This is a genomic window from Bacillus sp. 22190, assembly GCF_052045575.1.
In the GTDB taxonomy this organism is placed as follows: Bacteria; Bacillota; Bacilli; order Bacillales; family Bacillaceae; genus Bacillus; species Bacillus altitudinis.
In genome coordinates, this window is record NZ_JBQEPF010000003.1 from 38436 (window position 1) to 57367 (window position 18932).

An 18932-nucleotide genomic window follows, 5' to 3' on the forward strand; every position below is an offset into this window, starting at 1 on the left:
CAAGCCTTAGAATATTTCTTCATATAAAAAAATTTTAAAAAGGACAGAAATTCGCCAACAAAATGTAATGCTGATTCGTCTAATCTTATATAAAATAAAAGAATCGTTGTTCTTTTGGAGTGACAACAAAAAAGACGCGTTTGACATTGATGGGGGATTCTTTTTCATGAACAGCAAGGAAAACCGTTTACGTTACATATTAGGATTAGATGGGCTGAGAGCTGTTGCCGTATTGGCGGTCATTGCTTATCACTTACATATTGAACCCGCAAGCGGCGGGTTTCTTGGTGTTGATTTGTTTTTTGTGATTTCTGGTTACTTGATTACAACCATCTTGCTGCATAAGCAGGATCTGGGCTATCAAGAGCTTCTGCCTTTTTGGATGGGCCGCATCAGAAGGCTGCTTCCAGCTGCCTACGTCATGATTTTTTTAATCGTCAGCTGGTGCGCCATTGCTGGTTCAAATGCATTAATGTCCATTCGTGGCGATGCCTTATCGTCCTTTTTTTATGTGAGTAACTGGTGGTACATTTTTCATCAGCTCTCTTACTTCGACAGCTTCAATGCTGTATCTCCACTAAAAAATTTATGGTCTTTGGCAATTGAAGAGCAATTTTATCTCATTTGGCCGGTACTGTTGATTGCTGGACTGAAATGGGTGAAAAACAGATCCCATCTTCCTATGATCACCTTTGGTCTGGCACTTGTATCTGCTTTATGGATGGCCATTCTCTATTCACCGGATACTGACCCGAGCAGGATCTATTATGGAACAGACACACGTGCGTTTGCACTCCTCATCGGGTGCAGTCTTGCATTTGTCTGGCCCATGCACAGACTTTCCAGCAGAAAATTACTTCCTGTCGGCAGACGTATGTTACAAATAGCCGGATTCGGTTCGATGGTCATTTTCCTCTTATGTGTTTATGCAGTCGACGAATTTGACGGCTTTCTCTACCAAGGCGGTATGCTTTTATTCTGTCTGAATGCAGCGATCTTAATTGCGTGTGTCTGCCATCCTGCCAGTCTTATTGGGAAATGGCTGTCTTTTCAACCACTCGTTTGGCTCGGAAAGCGGTCTTATGGCATCTACTTATGGCATTATCCAATTATCGTGCTGACCACACCGGTCATTGAGATTGGACAGCCTTCTATAGGACGTGTCACATTGCAGCTCATCGCAATTCTACTCATATCAGAGGCTTCCTATCGTTTGATCGAACAGCCGATTCGTAAACTTGGGTTTAGACACTATTTTGCCTCTTGGTCGATTTGGAAAACAGGAATCAAGCAATGGTCTATGTCCAATAAAGTGTTTCTTGGGATTGCCGCAGTCCTTTTGATTTTATTTACCATTGGCATGTCTAGCTCGTCTCATACATCCCCACATGCCAAGGAAGTAACACAAATTAAGACAGCGGCCAAAAAGGCAGGCGGTCAGACAGAATCAAAAGTGAAGAAAAAGAAAGACAAACATGAGAAAAAAGCAGCCGATCCTAAACAATTTCACCAAGTTCTTGCCATTGGTGATTCCGTCATGTTAGACATTGCTGCAAATTTAGAAAAGGCCTATGAACCCATCACCATTGACGCAAGGGTCGGAAGGCAAATGAACGAAGCCATCCGCATCGCCCCTCAATATGCTTCTTTTAACAAGGCTGATGCCGCTGTTATTATTGAGCTTGGCACAAATGGTTATTTTACAGAGGGGACTTTGACTTCATTCATTCAACATTTCTCGAAGGCACATATTTTTCTTGTGAACACTCGCGTTCCAAGATCTTGGGAAAATGATGTGAATGCAGTCATTGAGCGTGTGGCCAATCAACATCACAATGTGAGCTTAGTCGATTGGCATTCAGCCGCTACCGGACAGCCATCCTATTTTCAGCCAGATGGTGTTCATCTTTCCACAAAAGGCTCTGACACATTGACTGAGCTCATTAAAGCCAGTATCAAGAAAAAAGGAGATGTGTCCTCGGCATCATAAGAAGACTAGCATCCTGTGAAGAGAGATTCAAAAAAGACATGCTTTCCTATGATTGGAGGCATGTCTTTTTTGTGATGGATGAGCACAGAGCTGCATTATGTTTTACTTTTAAAAGACCAAACGATGACAGGGATGAGAATTAACGATAAAATTCCTCCGCTTAAAGATAATGTAGCATAACTCGTATTCGCCACGACCATTCCTGAAAGGGCACCGCCAGAAGCACCTGCTAACGCAACAAAAACATCGAGTGTTCCCTGGGTTTTTGCCCGGGTTGATGGTTCTGTAGCATCCACTATTTGAGCAGTACCACTAATTAAACCAAAGTTCCATCCCAATCCTAGTAAAGACAAAGCAATGATTAATAGAATCATTGAATCACTTGGTGCGAATGCTGCTAATAAACCAGCAAGTAACAATGTGATGCCCGACGCTATGCTCATAGCTGTTCGTCCTAGTTTATCTACAAGTACACCCGTGATAGGTGAAGGAAGATACATGGCCCCTATATGAAAACCAATCACAATGCCCACTTCGGCTAATCCATGACCATGATGCTGCATATGCACCGGTGTCATGGTCATGAGTGCCACCATGACAATTTGAGTTAAGATCATCACTGTGGCACCTACTGTAAGCCCTTTTTTATCTGTTTTTTTATCAGCAGCATCTGCTTTATTTCCATGACCATGTTCTGCTTTGTAAGTTGCTATTCTTCGGGCAATGTCTAATGGATCAGGACGCAGCAGAATAAAAAGAACAAGACCAGCTACAATAAATGCTACTGCTGATAAAATAAAAGGACCGGCAAGTGCTGGAACACCAATGGACACTGCAAATTTACCCATCACTTCAACTAAATTCGGACCTGCTACTGCTCCAAATGTTGTCATGACCATTGTTGTACTAATGGCAGTTGCACGCTGTTTAGAATTCGCTAAGTCCGTCCCAGCATAACGCGCTTGTAAGTTCGTGGATGTTCCTGCTCCGTAAATGAAGAGCGATGCAAATAATAAAGTGACACTATTCATCATAGCTGCCAGCACAACGCCAATTGCTCCGAGCCCTCCAGCAACAAAACCTGTCGATAAACCGATGCGTCGTCCATAACATTGCGAAAGCTTTCCTACAATGAAAGCTGACCCAGCTGACCCCAAAGTAAATAAAGCGATTGGGACTCCTGCATAGGCTTCAGTTCCAAGCATTTGTTGCGCTAAAATGGCACCTACCGTAATTCCTGCAGCTATTCCAGCCCCTCCAAATATTTGCGATAGACTGACAACGAACAATACTCGTTTATATAATTTTTTCAATTTTTGGGGTGAATCTATATAATTCTTCACTACATCTTTTTCTGTATCTAGCACTTGTAAACACCCACTTGAGATTTATTTGCCCAATGTAACCATTATATCAGCTCCGACTACCATCTTTGATTGCCTCTCGGCCATTTACATGGAGAGCAAGCGGTTGTTTTCGGATCATGAATAAAGCGCCCACATGACTGACCTGTACTTTTGAGCTGATGCGTATCTCTTGTCGTTTTCTTTTATGCCGTTAAAAGGCTGGCTCTCAATGCTAATGCGTGCTTTTCCTTCGTTTTTTGATCCACCAACGCAAAATCACCATTCTCATACGCTAATGAAAATAATTCTTCGATATGAAAGACACCTGCCTGAAACTGCCTGCTCAATACATGCAGTGCCGCAGCACTGGCGACTTGAGCCGTTGCTTGAGACTCATCGCGACCTTTTATTCCAAGCGCTGCTTGATGAATTTCGTTACCCTTCATTCCTACCGCTTCCACTTTCACTGCATATTGATCTGTACCCATTTGAGCAGATTGAATCAGTGAAATGGCACGTTCCTTGATTTTCGGCATCGTGAGAAGGGACGTCATTCCGAGTTTCCTTGTGAGAGCAAATGCACGTGTCGCTACACCAGAATCAAAACAGAGCCTTGTTGTCACAGAAGGCACATGGAGCGTCGAAGGCAATGTTTGCTGGTCAGAGAAAGGGAACTGATAGGCTTGCCGCTTTCCAAGCGTTTTGCCAAAATCAATGCGTTTCCCTCCAGTAAAACTTTTGACTTTCTTTCGCTGATGATTCTTCGTCAGCTCATAATCCGTATGCACATGATCAAGCGTCCATTCAATAGCTGCTTTTCCATGCTGGTCACCTAGCCCAAGCATGATACTAATATCAATTTGCTCCACAGAGGTCAGAATAGATGCCGCCTTCGCTGCAAGCAAATTGGTGAGACCAGGTGCAAGGCCTACGCTCAGCACAGCCGTTGCGTTCAATTGCTGTTGATGGACCTTTGCTAGCTTCTCAATATAGGCTCCTTTTGCCGAAATATCGAGATAATCTATACCTGATCGTAAGCATGTTTCAGCAAATGACGTGTCATCTTGATCCAGACACATGATCACGAGTTTCGTTTCATCCATCCAGTCCGTATCCATTGGTTGTCTTACGTCTATCTGAAATGGACGTACACGCCCATTCGTTTGGCGTGCAAATTGTTCAGCCTTCTCATAACTTCGGCCGGCCGCAAAGACTTGCCCAGGATACACGTCACTTAATTGAAGACATATTTGCTGCCCCACATGTCCATAACCGCCTATCACCATCACTTTTGACCTCATTTTCCAACCGCCTTTCTATCGCCTCTTTTACAAACAATCCCTTTGATCATGCCCACTTGAAAATAAGGTCTGATGTCTTGAAATCCTGCTTCGGTTAATTGTGCTGTCATCTTTTCTTCAGACACGGGATATGTTGTGACACCCAGCCTTTCTCGGAAGGACGTAAACACTTCCTTTCCCAAGCCTTGACGATTCATGAATAGAGAAAGCATATGAAGCTCCTGCTGAAATGTCGGCGTTTTCGGGTCTCCTTGAATAAACGCCAACATGAGAGGCGCCCCTGGTTGAAGCCGGCGGGCGATCTCCTGTAAAAAGGTCAGCTGATCTTTTACAAAATGAATGACAAGCAAACTTACTGCTGCATCGTACAACTTTTCAACCGGCACTTTGTCTAAGGCCATCTCATACCATGTGACACGATCTTGCATATGAAGCTGTGCCACTCTGCGCTTGGCCATATCAAGCATGGTTGGAGATGGATCAACCCCTGTGATATGCCAGTCTTTATTTCTTTGAAGCATGTTGATGATCTCTTCGCCCCCACCTGCTCCGACTGTTAACATGCGAGAAGCCGCTCCCATTAATTCGATTTCTACTCTATCCACTGTCAGCTCATGCAAAAGATGATAGCCCGGTACTTTATGTGCAATTGTCGCTGCATAGGATTCAGCAACAGGATCATGCCAATGTTGATTTACACTCATATGTCTTCTCCTCCAGTTTCCGCTTTGCTTCGTTTCCTTTACACTAACGGTATGTTATCTTCATTGTAAGAAGATAGATGAGAAAAAACGATCCCTAAAAGTAGGGATATTGAGGAGGAGATCAAATGAACAATCCAGCCGCTCATTTTCAGCAGCTGAGAAAAAACATTCGAGATGAACTTGCTGCTATCTGTGATTTTGATGCTGCCTGTATCACAACCATTGATCCAGCTACTCTCCTCTCGACGGGTTCTTTTACAGATGAACCGATTGAAGCCATACATAACGAGCTGTTTCAAAATGAATATTTAAAAAAAGATGTGCACCAGCATGAAGATCTAGCGAAAGGTCCTGTCCACGCTGCCAGTCTCGTCCAAAGCGGAGAATACACCAATAGTGGTCGATACCAGCACATTTTGTTACCTAACGGATGGGCAGATGAATTGCGGGCAGCCCTTGTGATTCAAGGTGAATGCTGGGGAATCGCCAGCCTTTATCGGAAAAAGGAGAAGGAACCTTTTCATGAACAAGATATACAAGCGGTTAGTCGTCAAACACCAGCACTCGCAGCCAAACTGAGAGATGAACTTTTTAAAAGAAGAGAAACGGAAGAAGATGAAACGGCGGAACACCAAGGCTTCCTCATTCTTTCACACGATTACCATCTTCTTTATGGAAATGAAACTGGACTTCATTGGCTCCACACCTTCCAAACCTTTGAGCAAATTCATGACGGTGCCATCATGCCCCGTCCGTTTAGAGCATTAGGTGCTAAGCTTTTATATGGCGGCGGTGACCAAACAGCGGTCAGCATCACCAGAATGCCGACAGGGCGTTTTCTCTCTCTTCAAGCATTTCGTTTAGCACAAGCAGCCGGGCAGGAAGAGGCTGTCATGATTCATATTAAACGAGCTCAAACAAGTGACATCCTTCCTTATATAGCGAAAACATATCGGCTAACAGAAAGAGAAATGAACGTCCTTGACTGCTTAATAAAAGGACAATCCACAAAAGAAATTGCCAGTACGTTATTTATCTCGCCTCATACGGTGCATGATCATGTAAAGGCGATGCTCGAAAAAACAAATTTGAACAGCAGACGTATGCTTGTTTACTTTTTCTCACACATATAAAAAAGCGGCTACCTCATTGGTAGACCGCTCTTTCTTTATTTTCCGATGACTCGCTCATGCAAGATATGTGCGACTCCTGCTTCGTTATTGGATTTTGTCACAACATCCGCAACTGCTTTGACATCTTCAATGGCATTTCCCATCGCAACGCCACAGCCCGCAAATTCTAGCATCGACACGTCGTTCCCATTGTCACCAATCGCCATCACTTCTTCACGAGAAATCCCCAGTTCATGCGCTAGAAGCTTCACTGCATTCCCTTTGCTCACATCAGGATGAAGAATTTCTAGGAAGAAATCTGTGCTTTTTACCATCATGTACTGATCCTTCACTTCAGATGGAATGGCTTGTATCGTCTTTTCCAAACGTTCCGGCTGATCAATATACATCATCTTCGGAAGTCTCATGGATGGGTCTGCCTCTTCGACAGGTAAATACTTAAGCGGCAATTTCGTTAAATACGATTCAAGTACCGTGTATTCACTAATATCCCGATTTGGTGTGTATAGATGAGCCGAATCGAAATAATGCATAGGTGTATCCAGCTGACGGCTCAGTTCATATAAAGAAGTCAAATCATCATAGGATAAAGTTAATTCTGATACGACTTCATTTGTATGGCTGTTTTGTACAAGCGCTCCATTATAGGCGATGACATAATCCCCCTCTTGATCAAGCTGCAGCTCTTTTAAATAGCGATGCACCCCGCCAATCGGCCGGCCTGTACATAAAACAATTTTAACGCCTTCTGCCTTCGCCTGTTGAATGGCTTCAAACACCTCATCCGGCACCATATGCTGATCATTTAATAACGTACCATCCATATCAATTGCGACTAATTTATACATTCACTGCTCCCCTTTTCTCAGCAAAACGTGCTGTCACTATTTTGAGTGATCATCTACATGATCACATGCTGTTCATCATACTATGTACCTATTTTAGCCTATCGTTTTTTTCTCACACTGTCTACTTGTTCATATCTGTAACAAAAAATCACTTCATCCTCATCTATTATAACCTATTCTATGAAATCCGCTGTGAATAGGACAGACCTGTCATTTTAACAGTATGAAAAGGAACAAATGTTCATCGAAGAATATTTTGAAACTAGCAAATCTAATTGTATGATGGATAGCAAAGAAAGGAGGTGCAGGGAATGATTACATTTACGAGAGGAAAATTGTCAAAAATGTCTGGTGTACATATTGAAACCATTCGTTTTTATGAAAATGAGGGTGTGCTCCCCGAGCCTAAGAGAGCACATAACGGCTATCGTTTATATGATAAAAAATATGTACTCATGCTATCCTTTATCACTGAAGCAAGAAAGCTAGATTTCTCACTCAAAGAAATTCGAGAAATTATCACGTCACTATTCGAGAAACAGTCGAAAACAGAAGCGGAACAGCTGCTCGAACAAAAAGTAGAAGATATTCAAAAATCCATTCAAGAGTTAAAAAAGAGGAAGGCGGCCATTCAACTGTTAACGAAACAAACATTAGCTAACATTAGTTAATTGTAGAGACTGCCAAAGATGTGCCGGTATTTTTTACTGGCACCCCTCTGCGCCTAGCTGTTAAGTACACGTTGTATGAAAACATCAGGTATACTAGAGACAGCTTGACGTGACATCAATCGTATGAAAGGGGTTATGAATAGAATGAGAATAGCAACCATTGGAACAGGTGTGATTGTGGAAGGTTTCCTCCAGGCAATTGAACAGCTTGAAGGTGCTTCTTGCCACGCTGTCTATTCAAGAAAGGAAGCTACGGCAAAGAAACTCGCAGATCAATTTAGGGTGCAAACGACTTATACGGATTTAACCACTATGTTAGAAGATCCCCACATAGAAGCGGTATATATCGCATCACCCAATCGTTTACATAGCGAGCATGCCACGGCTGCATTGAAACACGGAAAACATGTGATTTGCGAAAAGCCTTTTACCTCTAATGTGAAAGAGCTAGAAGCCTTAATCGCTCTCGCAAAGGAAAAGCAGCTCTTCCTATTTGAAGCCATTACGACCGTTCATATGCCCAACTATCATTTAATCAAAAAACACCTTCATCAATTAGGCAGAATCAAACTCGTTCAATGTAACTATAGTCAATATTCAAGTAAATATAATCAGCTGCTCGCCGGGGAAACGCCGAATGTCTTTAACCCAGAGTTTTCAGGCGGTGCTCTCATGGATATTAACATTTACAATGTTCATTTCATTATGAATCTATTTGGTTCACCGAAAGACGTTCGTTACCAGGCCAACCGCCATCCAAACGGCATCGACACATCTGGTGTATTAACTTTTACTTACAATGATTTCATCGCCACAAGTGTTGGCAGCAAAGATACAAGCAGTATGAATTTCGCTTTGATTCAAGGGGAAAAAGGGTTCCTGCATGTCAAAAATGGTGCGAATGGCTGTGAGGAAGTGTTGCTGCATATAGGAGACCAAGTCACTTCACTCAATGCACAAACCAATTCGAACCGCCTGTTTTATGAAGCAGAAGCATTTCAGCATATCATTGAAACCGGAAATGTCGAAAAGTGTTATGAATGGCTTGATGACAGTCTTTCTGTCATGAAGGTTCTTGAAGCCGCTAGGAAAGACGCCGGTATTGTTTTCCCAGCAGATCATGCTTAAATAAAAAAACCGCCTTCTGATGAAAAGGCGGTTTTTTGACATTAGATACTCTTTGAATATGCCACTAGACGCTGAGACATATGATTCACTTCATCAACGGAAGCGTTCACTTGCTCTGTCAAAGCAGCCTGTGTTTGCGTAAGAGCTGTCATATTGGAGATATTTTCAAGAATTTGATCGATTTGTGTTTTCATTTCAGTTAAACTAGATTCGATATTTTCTGTCGCATTGGCACTATGAAGCGCTAGCTTACGCACTTCATCGGCAACGACTGAGAAACCGCGGCCCTGCTCGCCTGCTCTTGCTGCTTCAATCGCGGCATTCAAACCAAGCAGATTCGTTTGGTTTGCCACTTCTTTGATTAAGTCTGAAATGTTCTTCGTCTCATCTGCACTGTTTTTCGCCAGATTAGCAGCAGACGTTGACTGCTCTTGAGCGACAGCAAGCTCTTGTGCTTGGTTTGTCACAGAACTGATGCCAGATACCATTTCACTAATAGAACTTGAAAGCTGCTCTACTTGGGAAGCCATTTCATTGGCTGTTTTTTCTTTATTTTTTTCTAACGTAATATCACGAATCGTTCCTGCGACACGTAAAGGGACACCCTTCTCATCACGAATGGTTTCACCACCCGCATGATACCAGCGGTACTCGCCATTTTTACTCTGCAATCTATAATCAATGTCAAATGGTGTACGGCCAGAATGGTCATTTAAGTGATCCGCAAAGGCTTGGAGAGCCGATTCTTTATCTTCAGGATGCAAACGATCACTCCAGCTGCTCAACACGTTCGGGAAATCCTTTTCATCTGTAAAACCAAGCGTTTTTCTAAACTGCGGAGACCACCAGAATTCATTGTTTGGATTGACAGGATCGCCAGCCTCTACAACCATATCCCAAGGCGCTTCCACAAGCGCACGGTTGATCAAGTCATATCTTGTCACGAATGCTTGCAGCTCTTCTTCTTTCAATTTCTGATCATGAATATCAAAAAGAGCCCCTGCCACACGAAGAGGTACCCCATTTCGATCTCGAATCGTCGTTCCAGTTGCTTTGAACCAGCGATACTCGCCATTTTTCAACATCAGACGATATTCGATATCATACGGTGTACGGCCAGAATGATCCAATAAATGCGTAGAGAATGCATTCAAGGTGTATTCCTGCTCATCTGGATGAATTCGAGATGCCCAACTGTCTAAGACATTCGGAAAATCGTTTTCATTTTGGAAACCTAGCATTTTGCGGAAATCATCCGTCCATGTGAATTCGTTTTTTGGATTCACAGGATCTCCTGCTACAACCGTCATATCCCATAGACCCACTTTAATGGCTTTTGTCACTAAATTCATACGCATATGAATATCTTCTTGCGCTTCTTGCATCTTTTGCAACGCTTCATTTATTTGAGCCACTGCTTCTATTGTTTGACTAGAAGAGAATGCAGCAGTATCAATTCTGGCTGAAAAATCTCCCTTCTCTATTCGTTCAACTAATTGACTGCTTTCACTTAGAAGGGCCTCCGACGATGAATCACTTGCTTTTCTCATAAACATCTTCAATAACTCCTTTCATTCTTTCGTACGTTTTTGAAATATTTTACAGTTATAAACAATTCTTTATTAGGACTTTAGTAATACAAAAGATATATCGACAAAAACTGAAAATTGTTTATGTCAGAATGAAGGCAAAAGTTCATTTTTTCACGAAGTTTCAGATTTTGGGGATGGGTCATGGAAAAGATTTATGGAAGAAAACGGCTCATTTGATAGAATCAACCGCCTATTTTGTCTGAAAAATCTCTTTTTTTATATTGACACTGACCGCTCGAAAAAAGAAAATGGAACATAAGCATTTTAAAAAAGGAGAACGTCATGAGCGCGAATCAGGAACAACACGAATTAAAAAAGCTTTTATCGCCGCGTCATATTCGCATGATTGCGATGGGCGGGGTCATTGGTACAGGAATCTTTAAAGGAAGTGCCGATACAATCGGCTTAGCAGGTCCTGGAGTTATCTTTTCCTATGTATTTGCTGGATTGCTTCTTCTCATTGTCATGGCGGCTTTAGCTGAAATGGCCATCGTCTACCCGGGGAATAACCTTCGCGACCTCATACAGATTGCGCTTGGTCAACGTTTTTCATTTGTTGTCGGATGGGTTTACTGTTTTATGTGGCTCACTGTATGTGTCATTGAAATCATTGCAGCGGGGAGTTTGCTTCAATATTGGATGCCAAACGTACCATTATGGTCTTTATGTTTACTTTGCTCGCTCTTAGTCATCGGAATTAATTTAAATAATGTAAAATACTTTGGTGAAATTGAGTTTTGGTTCGCTGGAATGAAGATTTTCGTTATTATTGTGTTTATTATTCTCGGTGCTGCATTATTATTTGGAATCATTCCGAGCGAACAAAGCACGCCTGTTCTCACCAATTACCAAAACTTTGTCCCGAACGGATGGGGTGCTGTCTTTGCCTCATTATTAGTAGTGATCTTCTCGTATGGAGGCTCTGAATTGATCGGGCTGACCATTACAGAAACAAAGGATGCAGAAAAGGTGTTACCTGGTGTTGTCAAAAGTATGATGTGGCGCATCATCTTGTTTTACACACTGCCGATTTTGATTATTTGCGGACTCATTCCTTGGAATCAAATCGATCCGAATAACAGTCCTTTTGTCCAAGTCTTTTCAGCAGCTGGCATGCAGGGTGCCTCTCACTTCATTAATTTCGTCTTAATTACAGCTGTTCTATCTGCCGCCAACTCTGGTATTTACGGTACGACGAGAATGATTCATTCTCTATCTAAATCAGACGGCGGTCCAAAAAAGCTGGCACAGGTCAACAAAAGAGGTGTACCTATTTTAAGTTTATGGGTGACCGTTCTGTTTCTTTTAATCGGAACATTCTTTGCTTACTTGTACCCAGATCAAATTTTCAGCTATATGCTGGCTATCCCTGGTTTTGCGGTTTCTCTTATTTGGATCAGCATCTGTCTGGCTCATTTGAAACTGCGTCCAAGATATCCGCAGGAACCGTATTTCAAAGTTTGGTTATTTCCGTATTTCACTTTATTTGCTGGTCTTGTACTCAGTGTCAGTTTTGTTCTGTTCCTATTCAGACCAGAGAACTTACCTAGCTCGATTATCAGTATCGGTTTCTTAGCAGCCGCCATCATTGCTTCATTCTTAATGAAAAAGAAAGCTTAGAAACGAAGCAAAAACCCGCCTCAGTGGCGGGTATCAAATTGTTGACAAAGGGCTAAAATGAACTTGATTTTAGCCCTTTGTCTTCTTTTCAGCGTGATAGAAAACCTTTGCAGCCCTAGGAAGGACGAGTACTGGCGCGGAGCGAATTTGACATTCGTGAGCACCAGCGCGCAGGACTGACACCGAATGCGAGGGTTTGTCTACACGCTGAAACCCGCCTCAGTGGCGGGTTTTTTCATGAGCAGCTGCTGCGACTTCGAAATCAACAGACGCTTTTGGGATGCCGTTGATGATGATGGTTAATGTATGAATGCCCTCATAGTGCTTTCTCGTTGTCATATTTTGAAACGACTGTGACCGGACAAATTCTCTATGCAGCGCCGATCCTGTTTCAAATTCTGTGATTTTAAATACCTTTTGATTGCGTGTACCACGAGCTTTCACGTAATCAATGGCATACTCTACGCGCAGCTTTAATGGCTTATCAACCTGAAGAATAAAATGAAAGGTCAGTTTCTCTCCAATACGAACGGGGTCTTGCGTCACCTTCAAATCCGTTACTTGGATAGACGGATCATCTCCATAGCCAAATAAAGCCATGATATCTGGATCGCCTTTTTTCAATAACGTACGGGATGCATGTTTGACAATCCAGTTTGTATGTTCATTGGTTCCATACCAGCTTTTGACCATTTGCTTCATGAGGTCTGGCTGAATTGCAGAAATATCATTTAAATGATTCGCCACACTTTTTTGCACATACTTGGCCGAATCTGACTTCAAATTTTCTAAAATGGGCAGCGTGACAGAAGGGTCCTTTTTCAGCGCAGGGACGGATAATCCCCACGGCAAACGAGGCCTGCATCCTTCACTAGCGAGACGGCGAATATGTTCATTTTGATCCTGTGACCACACAAGCATCTGCGCCAGCATTTTCTCTTGATCTCGAATGAGAAAAGGTCGAACGGCAAATTCAGCAGTGGAAAACGGTGTAAAGAATTCAAGTGCTTTGATCGAGATATTCCAATGGTCAACACCATATGTCTCGACGTAGTCTGGAAATACAAGCGCACTGAGCCCTGTAAAATGCGGTGCTGTCTGACGCAGTACATCGATTGCCTTCTCATAATCCTCAGGCAGACAGGCGTGCATCGATTCAGTTACTCTTCTCATTCGTCCTTTCAACTCGAGCTGCTCCCAATCCTCTTGAAACACAAGCTGCTGAAAGTGATCAGCATCAAATACAGTTGACGCTTGCGCAAGTTTTTCTGCTAAATGTTGAATAAATGGTTTATTATATACATGTTTTAAAGGTTCGATCGTGTCCGCCTCCCATAGCTCAATATCATTATTTTATCCTAAATTGTCAAAAGCGGCATAACAACAAACCAAAAACAGCCCAATCCCGAAGAATTGAGCTGTTGTGCCGTTATATAAACATATTAATGATCATAATAAATGCAATGGCGCTAACGGAAATGATGGTCTCCATAGCCGTCCATGTCAAGAACGTCTCTTTAATGGTCATACCAAAATACTCTTTGATCAGCCAAAAACCAGAGTCATTGACATGAGACAAAATCAGTGAACCCGCTCCTGTTGCTAAAACAAGCAGCTCTCTGCTCACATCCGGCATGGATGCAGCGATTGGGGCTACAATTCCGGCCGCTGTCATCATGGATACTGTAGCAGATCCTGTTGCCACACGAATAACCGCAGCAATCAGCCAGCTAAGTAAAATCGGTGAGATTGGGGAGTGTTTGGCTAAATCAGCAATATAATCCCCAACGCCTGAATCGATCAATACATTATTGAACGCTCCGCCTGCACCAATCACAAGCAGAATGGAAGCGATCGGTCCCAAACAATCATTACTGAATGACAGCACTCGGTCACGGCTCATCCCTTGTATAAAGCCAAGGCTAAAGAAAGAATACACTGTCGCAATCAGTAAAGCTGTTATAGGATCTCCAATGTACTTGAACATCTGATACCACATACTATCCTCTGGCAAAATAATGTCCGCCAACGTGGCAAGCAGCATAAGAATGACCGGCACCAAAATGGTAAACATCGTATTTGCAAAACCAGGAAGCTTCCGATCAGCATTTCGTTCCGTGAATTGCTTTCTGAGCAGCTCTGGAACTGGTTTATGTATCCGTTTTCCAATCCACTTACCGTACAGCGGTCCAGCAATAATAGCTGTTGGCAAACCGACGATGATTGAAAAGAAAATCGTTTTCCCCACGTTGGCATGATAGATGCCTACTGCTGCCATTGCAGCTGGGTGAGGCGGGACTAACCCATGCACAACAGACAAGCCTGCGATTAATGAAATCCCAATCGTCACGAGCGAAATGCCCGTTTCAATCGCAATGGTAAAGAGTAAGGGAATGAGAAGAACAAATCCGACCTGGAAAAAGACAGGTATCCCCACGATAAAGGCTACAAACATCATCGCCCAATGCACATTCTTCGTCCCAAATCGGCTGATGAGTGTTTGAGCGATCCGCTCAGCGCCCCCTGACTCAGCCATCATTTTCCCAAGCATCGTCCCAAGCGCTAGCACAATCGCCAGTAATGATAACGTGTTCCCTAATCCCGTTTTAATCGATTGAATGATTTCCTGTAAATCCATTCCTGTAGCAAAACCTACTAGCATAGAGGTAATGATCAAACTCACAAACGGATTCAACTTAGCGACTGTAATGAGAATGAGTAAAAGGACAATCGCCGCAATCACAATGAATAAAAGCATGTTCTCCCACCTTTTCCCCGATGTTTAACGATTTTGTTTTAATTGCAACGCACTAATGACATCAAATTCATCCTTCAGTTTGTCATAGAGACGCTCATATAAATAAAACAGCTCTATGTATGTTTCGTTGTTCTTCATATTTGGTTCATGGCGGGCAGAAATACGAATCCATTCCTGCACCTCTTCTATCTCTTCCATATGACCTAAACTATGAAGTGCAAGGACAGCCGCCCCAAGTGCGGAAGCCTCGTAGCTCTCTGGAACGAGCACTTCTCTGCCCATCGTATCTGCCAAAATCTGTCGCCATAGAGGGGATCTCGCAAATCCACCAGAAGCCCTGACATCCTTCGCTGGACCTGTTAAATCTCTTAGTGCCACACCGATCGAGAAAACACTCATAATGACGCCTTCTAACACGGCTCTAATAAAGTGCTCGCGCTTATGCTGAAGACCAATCCCAAAGAACGTGCCTCTTGCGTTTGGATTCCAATAAGGTGCTCGCTCACCTGTTAAAAATGGTAGAAACAGCAGTCCTTCTGAGCCAGCTGGAACCTTTTCTGCAATGTCAATCATTAGATCGTAAGGGTCTACACCTAGACGCTTTGCTACCTCCACCTCTGACGACCCAAATTCATCCTTCAGCCATCTCAGCATAATTCCGCCGTTATTGGTCGGTCCTCCGACCACCCAATGCTTGTCCGTCAATGCATAGCAAAATGTTCTTGATTGCTCATCTGTAATTGGCTGATCTACGACTGTACGTACTGCACCACTTGTCCCAATCGTGACTGCTACCTCACCTTTGCCAATCGCACCAACACCAAGATTCGCTAATACACCGTCATTTGCGCCCACAACAAATGGTGTATCTTCTTCAATGCCCATTCGCAGCGCAATTTCTGGCTGAAGACCACGCAGCTGATGCGTCGTTGGAACAAGTTCAGACAACTGATTCACCTGAATTCCTGCAATGCGTAGTGCCTCCTCGTCCCATTGAAGCGTTTCCAATCGGAACAGTCCTGTTGCTGATGCGATTGAATAATCGACCACATACTGACCAAAGAAATGATAAAGAACATACTCTTTGATGGAAATGAATTTTGCTGCCTGATTGAAGACGTCAGGTGTCATTTCCTTGATCCATCGTATTTTCGAAAGCGGTGACATTGGATGGATCGGTGTTCCGGTTCTTTTATAAATTTGAAAGCCATCTAAGTCCGTTATGATTCGTTTCGCTTGTTCTGCACTTCTGTTATCAGCCCAAATGATACTGTTTGTTAATGCTTTTCCATTCTCATCCATGACGATTAAGGAATGCATCGCCGTACTAATTCCCACACCTATGAGGTTTTTTGCATCAAATGCTGCTTTCGTCAATGCGCCTCTTACACTCGCAATCACAGCATCTAAAATATGTTCAGGGTTCTGCTCAACCCATGCTGGCTGGGGGTGAATGAGGTCATAAGGAACAGAATGCTTTGATATGACTTTCCCCTGTGGTCCAAATAGAACCGCCTTTGTACTTGTTGTTCCAATATCCAAACCAATTACCGCCTGGTTTCCCTTCATCTGTATCACGCCCAATCATTGATTTGAAATAAAGTGTCGTGGTGCCGGTGTACCTGATAAATCCCATTATAGGAATATTTTTTTCGACATTCAACGACCAAAAAGAAAATAATTTTCATTTAAAACCTTAGAATCGTTACCACAACAGCATTTTTCACTAATAGAAAAATTTATTTTTGAAACTATTACACTCTTTTTTGAGAAATGGTTTCTCTCATTTGCTTTAAGTTTGTTAATGTTTCCTGCTGCCTTAAATGTGCAAGCGCAAAATATAGCACATCAATCACAGTAAGCTGGGCAAGCCTAGCAGACATCGCTTCTGTTCGGAAAGCCGTTTCTTGCGTTGATGTATACAGCGTGACATCTGCAAGCTGACTCAATGGAGAACGCTGATAGCTTGTAATGCCAATGGTTTTCGCTCCTTTTTCCTTAGCTGTTTTCATCGCATCCAGTAAATCCTTATTTCGACCAGAATGAGATATACCAAGCACTGTGCTCTTTTGATCAAGCAGGCCTGCCGACATCGCTTGAAAGTGAGAATCTGTATGAACAATACAGTTGATGCCTGTTCTCATAAATTTGTGAAAAGCATCTGTGGCGATGAGGCCAGACCCACCGCTGCCATAAAACTCTAAGCGCTCTGCTTCATGGATTAATTGTACGGCTTTTTCTACATCTTCTGGATTCAACAATTGAAAACTATCCTTTAATGCAGTGATGTTCGCCTGAAATACCTTTTGCATAAAAACGGCAGTATCATCGTCAAGACTCATCTCTTCATCTACATAATCAGGCTTCGTTTGGTCTATTTCCTGGGCAATAGCAATCTTCAAATCTTGATACCCCTCAAATCCAAGCCTTTTACAAAGACGAAAAATCGTTGCCTCTGAGCTCGCTGTCTTTTTGGCAAGCTCGACAATCGACAAATGGATGATGTCGCGGGGCTCACTCGTAATGTGCTCAGCAATTGCTTTCAGTTTTGGCGGCAATCCTCTGCTTGCTGCCCTTATCTTATCCATACTACTAAAACTGACAGAAGCCAATTGACTTCACTCCTTCCTCATTAATGTTAGCGCATACATTTCCTCATGTTCCCATCTTATAAAAAAGAAGCCTGTTTGCACAGACTTCTTTTTTAAGAATTCAAGACTTTGATCATTAAATCAAAAAACCCTTCAGCATCTACATCCATACACACTTGAAGATTGCGATCTTTTCCCCATTGGTGCTGAAAATCACATATCATTTGACCATCGCAGAACTCACTCTTCGTCTCCACTTCTACATGAAAAGCCTGTGTATTCACAAGTTGTTTATCAATTGCAAGACTTACAGCAAGCGGATCATGCATGGCACATGCCCACACCCCATTCCGCTCAAAATAGCGCTGGCGGTAAATGCTTGTGCTCTCTCTGATATAACCGGCTAACGTTTCATTTTGAATGGCATCAATTCTCTCATCCGTTAACAAGACCTGTCTCGTGACATCCAGCCCTACTTGAGTCAATGAAGGGAAACCAGCCTCCAGCACCAATTTCGCCGCTTCTGGATCTGCATATGTATTAAATTCCGCAACCGGTGTGACATTCCCCTGTCCCTGCACGACACCCCCCATAAAAATGACTTCTTTCACGTGATGAATCAGCTCAGGACATTTTTTTACCGCAAGGGCTAAATTCGTTAACGGCCCTGTCAACACAAGCGTAACCTGCTTCGAATACTTCAGCACTTGGTCAATGATAAAATCAGGCGCAAAACCTTCATCCGCGGTCTTCTTAGGCCGGGCGTCCTTTAAAGCGCCGCCAATTCCATCCTCCCCATGCACCCGACGTTCATAATGAGGGGCTCTCAAAAGAGGCGTTACTGCACCTTTGATGACAGGGATTTCCTCTGCCTCAACCAACTCAAGCACTTTACACGTATTCAACGTCGCCGCTTCAACAGACACATTCCCGCACACCGTTGTGATCCCCAACATATCAAACCGCTTACTTTTCACCGCAAGCAAAATACCAATCGCATCATCAATTCCAGTGTCTACATCCAAGATCAATTTCTTTTTATTTGCCATGTTTGAAAGCTCTCCCTTTTTTGTAAGTGTTGTTAGGGGAATGATAGCATATTACTTTGGTCATCGTTTTTTAAAGAACATACGGCTAACGGATATTTTTCATTCTTTTTCTCCAATGTCTCTCAGATACTGTTCACGTTCCTCCTTAGTAAAACTTTTAAGGTAATTTTCTTTCACTTCCGGCTCATCTTTATATTCTTC

General features: G+C 42.8%; 15 protein-coding genes and 1 pseudogene. 5 read left to right on the top strand and 11 right to left on the bottom strand.

Annotated features, from left to right (window positions below; all coding sequences use genetic code 11):
* The first annotated feature begins 166 nt into the window (after positions 1-166).
* Positions 167-1990: an acyltransferase family protein gene (locus ACTJKA_RS04940; protein WP_268359743.1), complete on the top strand. Its 1824-nt coding sequence runs from the start codon at positions 167-169 to the stop codon at positions 1988-1990.
* 95 nt (positions 1991-2085) lie between these two features.
* Here ACTJKA_RS04940 and ACTJKA_RS04945 read toward each other — a convergent pair whose 3' ends face one another.
* From ACTJKA_RS04945 to ACTJKA_RS04955, 3 genes are all read right to left on the bottom strand, one after another.
* Positions 2086-3357 carry an MFS transporter gene (locus ACTJKA_RS04945; RefSeq protein ID WP_216942999.1) on the bottom strand — a complete coding sequence of 424 codons (1272 nt, stop codon included), beginning with the start codon at positions 3355-3357 and terminating at the stop codon, positions 2086-2088.
* A gap of 182 nt (positions 3358-3539) precedes the next feature.
* Positions 3540-4637, bottom strand: coding sequence for a saccharopine dehydrogenase family protein (locus tag ACTJKA_RS04950; RefSeq protein WP_017358626.1), 1098 nt, complete (start codon positions 4635-4637; stop codon positions 3540-3542).
* On the bottom strand, positions 4634-5341 hold the full coding sequence (locus tag ACTJKA_RS04955) for a class I SAM-dependent methyltransferase (RefSeq protein ID WP_309174270.1): 708 nt from the start codon (positions 5339-5341) through the stop codon (positions 4634-4636). The genes ACTJKA_RS04950 and ACTJKA_RS04955 overlap by 4 nt, the downstream gene beginning before the upstream one ends.
* A gap of 125 nt (positions 5342-5466) precedes the next feature.
* On the opposite strand from ACTJKA_RS04955, the gene ACTJKA_RS04960 reads away from it, so the two are divergent.
* Positions 5467-6474, top strand: coding sequence for a LuxR C-terminal-related transcriptional regulator (locus ACTJKA_RS04960; protein ID WP_142153279.1), 1008 nt, complete (start codon positions 5467-5469; stop codon positions 6472-6474).
* A gap of 35 nt (positions 6475-6509) precedes the next feature.
* Here the strand turns inward: ACTJKA_RS04960 and yidA are convergent, their stop codons facing one another.
* Complete coding sequence (yidA, locus tag ACTJKA_RS04965; RefSeq protein ID WP_007498032.1) at positions 6510-7322, bottom strand: sugar-phosphatase; 813 nt, start codon at positions 7320-7322, stop codon at positions 6510-6512.
* 311 nt (positions 7323-7633) lie between these two features.
* On the opposite strand from yidA, the gene ACTJKA_RS04970 reads away from it, so the two are divergent.
* Positions 7634-7993, top strand: a complete 360-nt coding sequence (locus ACTJKA_RS04970) for a MerR family transcriptional regulator (protein ID WP_007498034.1) — start codon at positions 7634-7636, stop codon at positions 7991-7993.
* Between the two features lie 144 nt (positions 7994-8137).
* On the top strand, positions 8138-9121 hold the full coding sequence (locus tag ACTJKA_RS04975; protein ID WP_417901794.1) for a Gfo/Idh/MocA family protein: 984 nt from the start codon (positions 8138-8140) through the stop codon (positions 9119-9121).
* A 41-nt stretch (positions 9122-9162) separates the two neighbouring features.
* Here the strand turns inward: ACTJKA_RS04975 and ACTJKA_RS04980 are convergent, their stop codons facing one another.
* Complete coding sequence (locus ACTJKA_RS04980) at positions 9163-10677, bottom strand: methyl-accepting chemotaxis protein (RefSeq protein ID WP_076821408.1); 1515 nt, start codon at positions 10675-10677, stop codon at positions 9163-9165.
* A 318-nt stretch (positions 10678-10995) separates the two neighbouring features.
* On the opposite strand from ACTJKA_RS04980, the gene ACTJKA_RS04985 reads away from it, so the two are divergent.
* A complete protein-coding gene (locus ACTJKA_RS04985; protein ID WP_007498042.1) occupies positions 10996-12333 on the top strand; it encodes an amino acid permease in 1338 nt (445 codons plus the stop codon).
* A gap of 219 nt (positions 12334-12552) precedes the next feature.
* On the opposite strand, the gene ACTJKA_RS04990 is transcribed toward ACTJKA_RS04985, so the two are convergent.
* From ACTJKA_RS04990 to ACTJKA_RS05015, 6 genes and pseudogenes are all read right to left on the bottom strand, one after another.
* Positions 12553-13653 carry a DNA alkylation repair protein gene (locus ACTJKA_RS04990; protein ID WP_052320660.1) on the bottom strand — a complete coding sequence of 367 codons (1101 nt, stop codon included), beginning with the start codon at positions 13651-13653 and terminating at the stop codon, positions 12553-12555.
* A 109-nt stretch (positions 13654-13762) separates the two neighbouring features.
* Positions 13763-15091 carry a GntP family permease gene (locus tag ACTJKA_RS04995; protein ID WP_039164961.1) on the bottom strand — a complete coding sequence of 443 codons (1329 nt, stop codon included), beginning with the start codon at positions 15089-15091 and terminating at the stop codon, positions 13763-13765.
* 24 nt (positions 15092-15115) lie between these two features.
* Positions 15116-16660, bottom strand: a complete 1545-nt coding sequence (gene gntK / locus ACTJKA_RS05000; protein WP_024720429.1) for a gluconokinase — start codon at positions 16658-16660, stop codon at positions 15116-15118.
* A gap of 185 nt (positions 16661-16845) precedes the next feature.
* On the bottom strand, positions 16846-17679 hold the full coding sequence (locus ACTJKA_RS05005; protein WP_034646848.1) for a MurR/RpiR family transcriptional regulator: 834 nt from the start codon (positions 17677-17679) through the stop codon (positions 16846-16848).
* A gap of 116 nt (positions 17680-17795) precedes the next feature.
* Positions 17796-18731 carry a nucleoside hydrolase gene (locus ACTJKA_RS05010; RefSeq protein WP_345911480.1) on the bottom strand — a complete coding sequence of 312 codons (936 nt, stop codon included), beginning with the start codon at positions 18729-18731 and terminating at the stop codon, positions 17796-17798.
* Positions 18732-18830: 99 nt separating this feature from the next.
* Positions 18831-18932 (bottom strand): annotated as a pseudogene (locus ACTJKA_RS05015) (DUF1433 domain-containing protein); the annotation flags it as partial.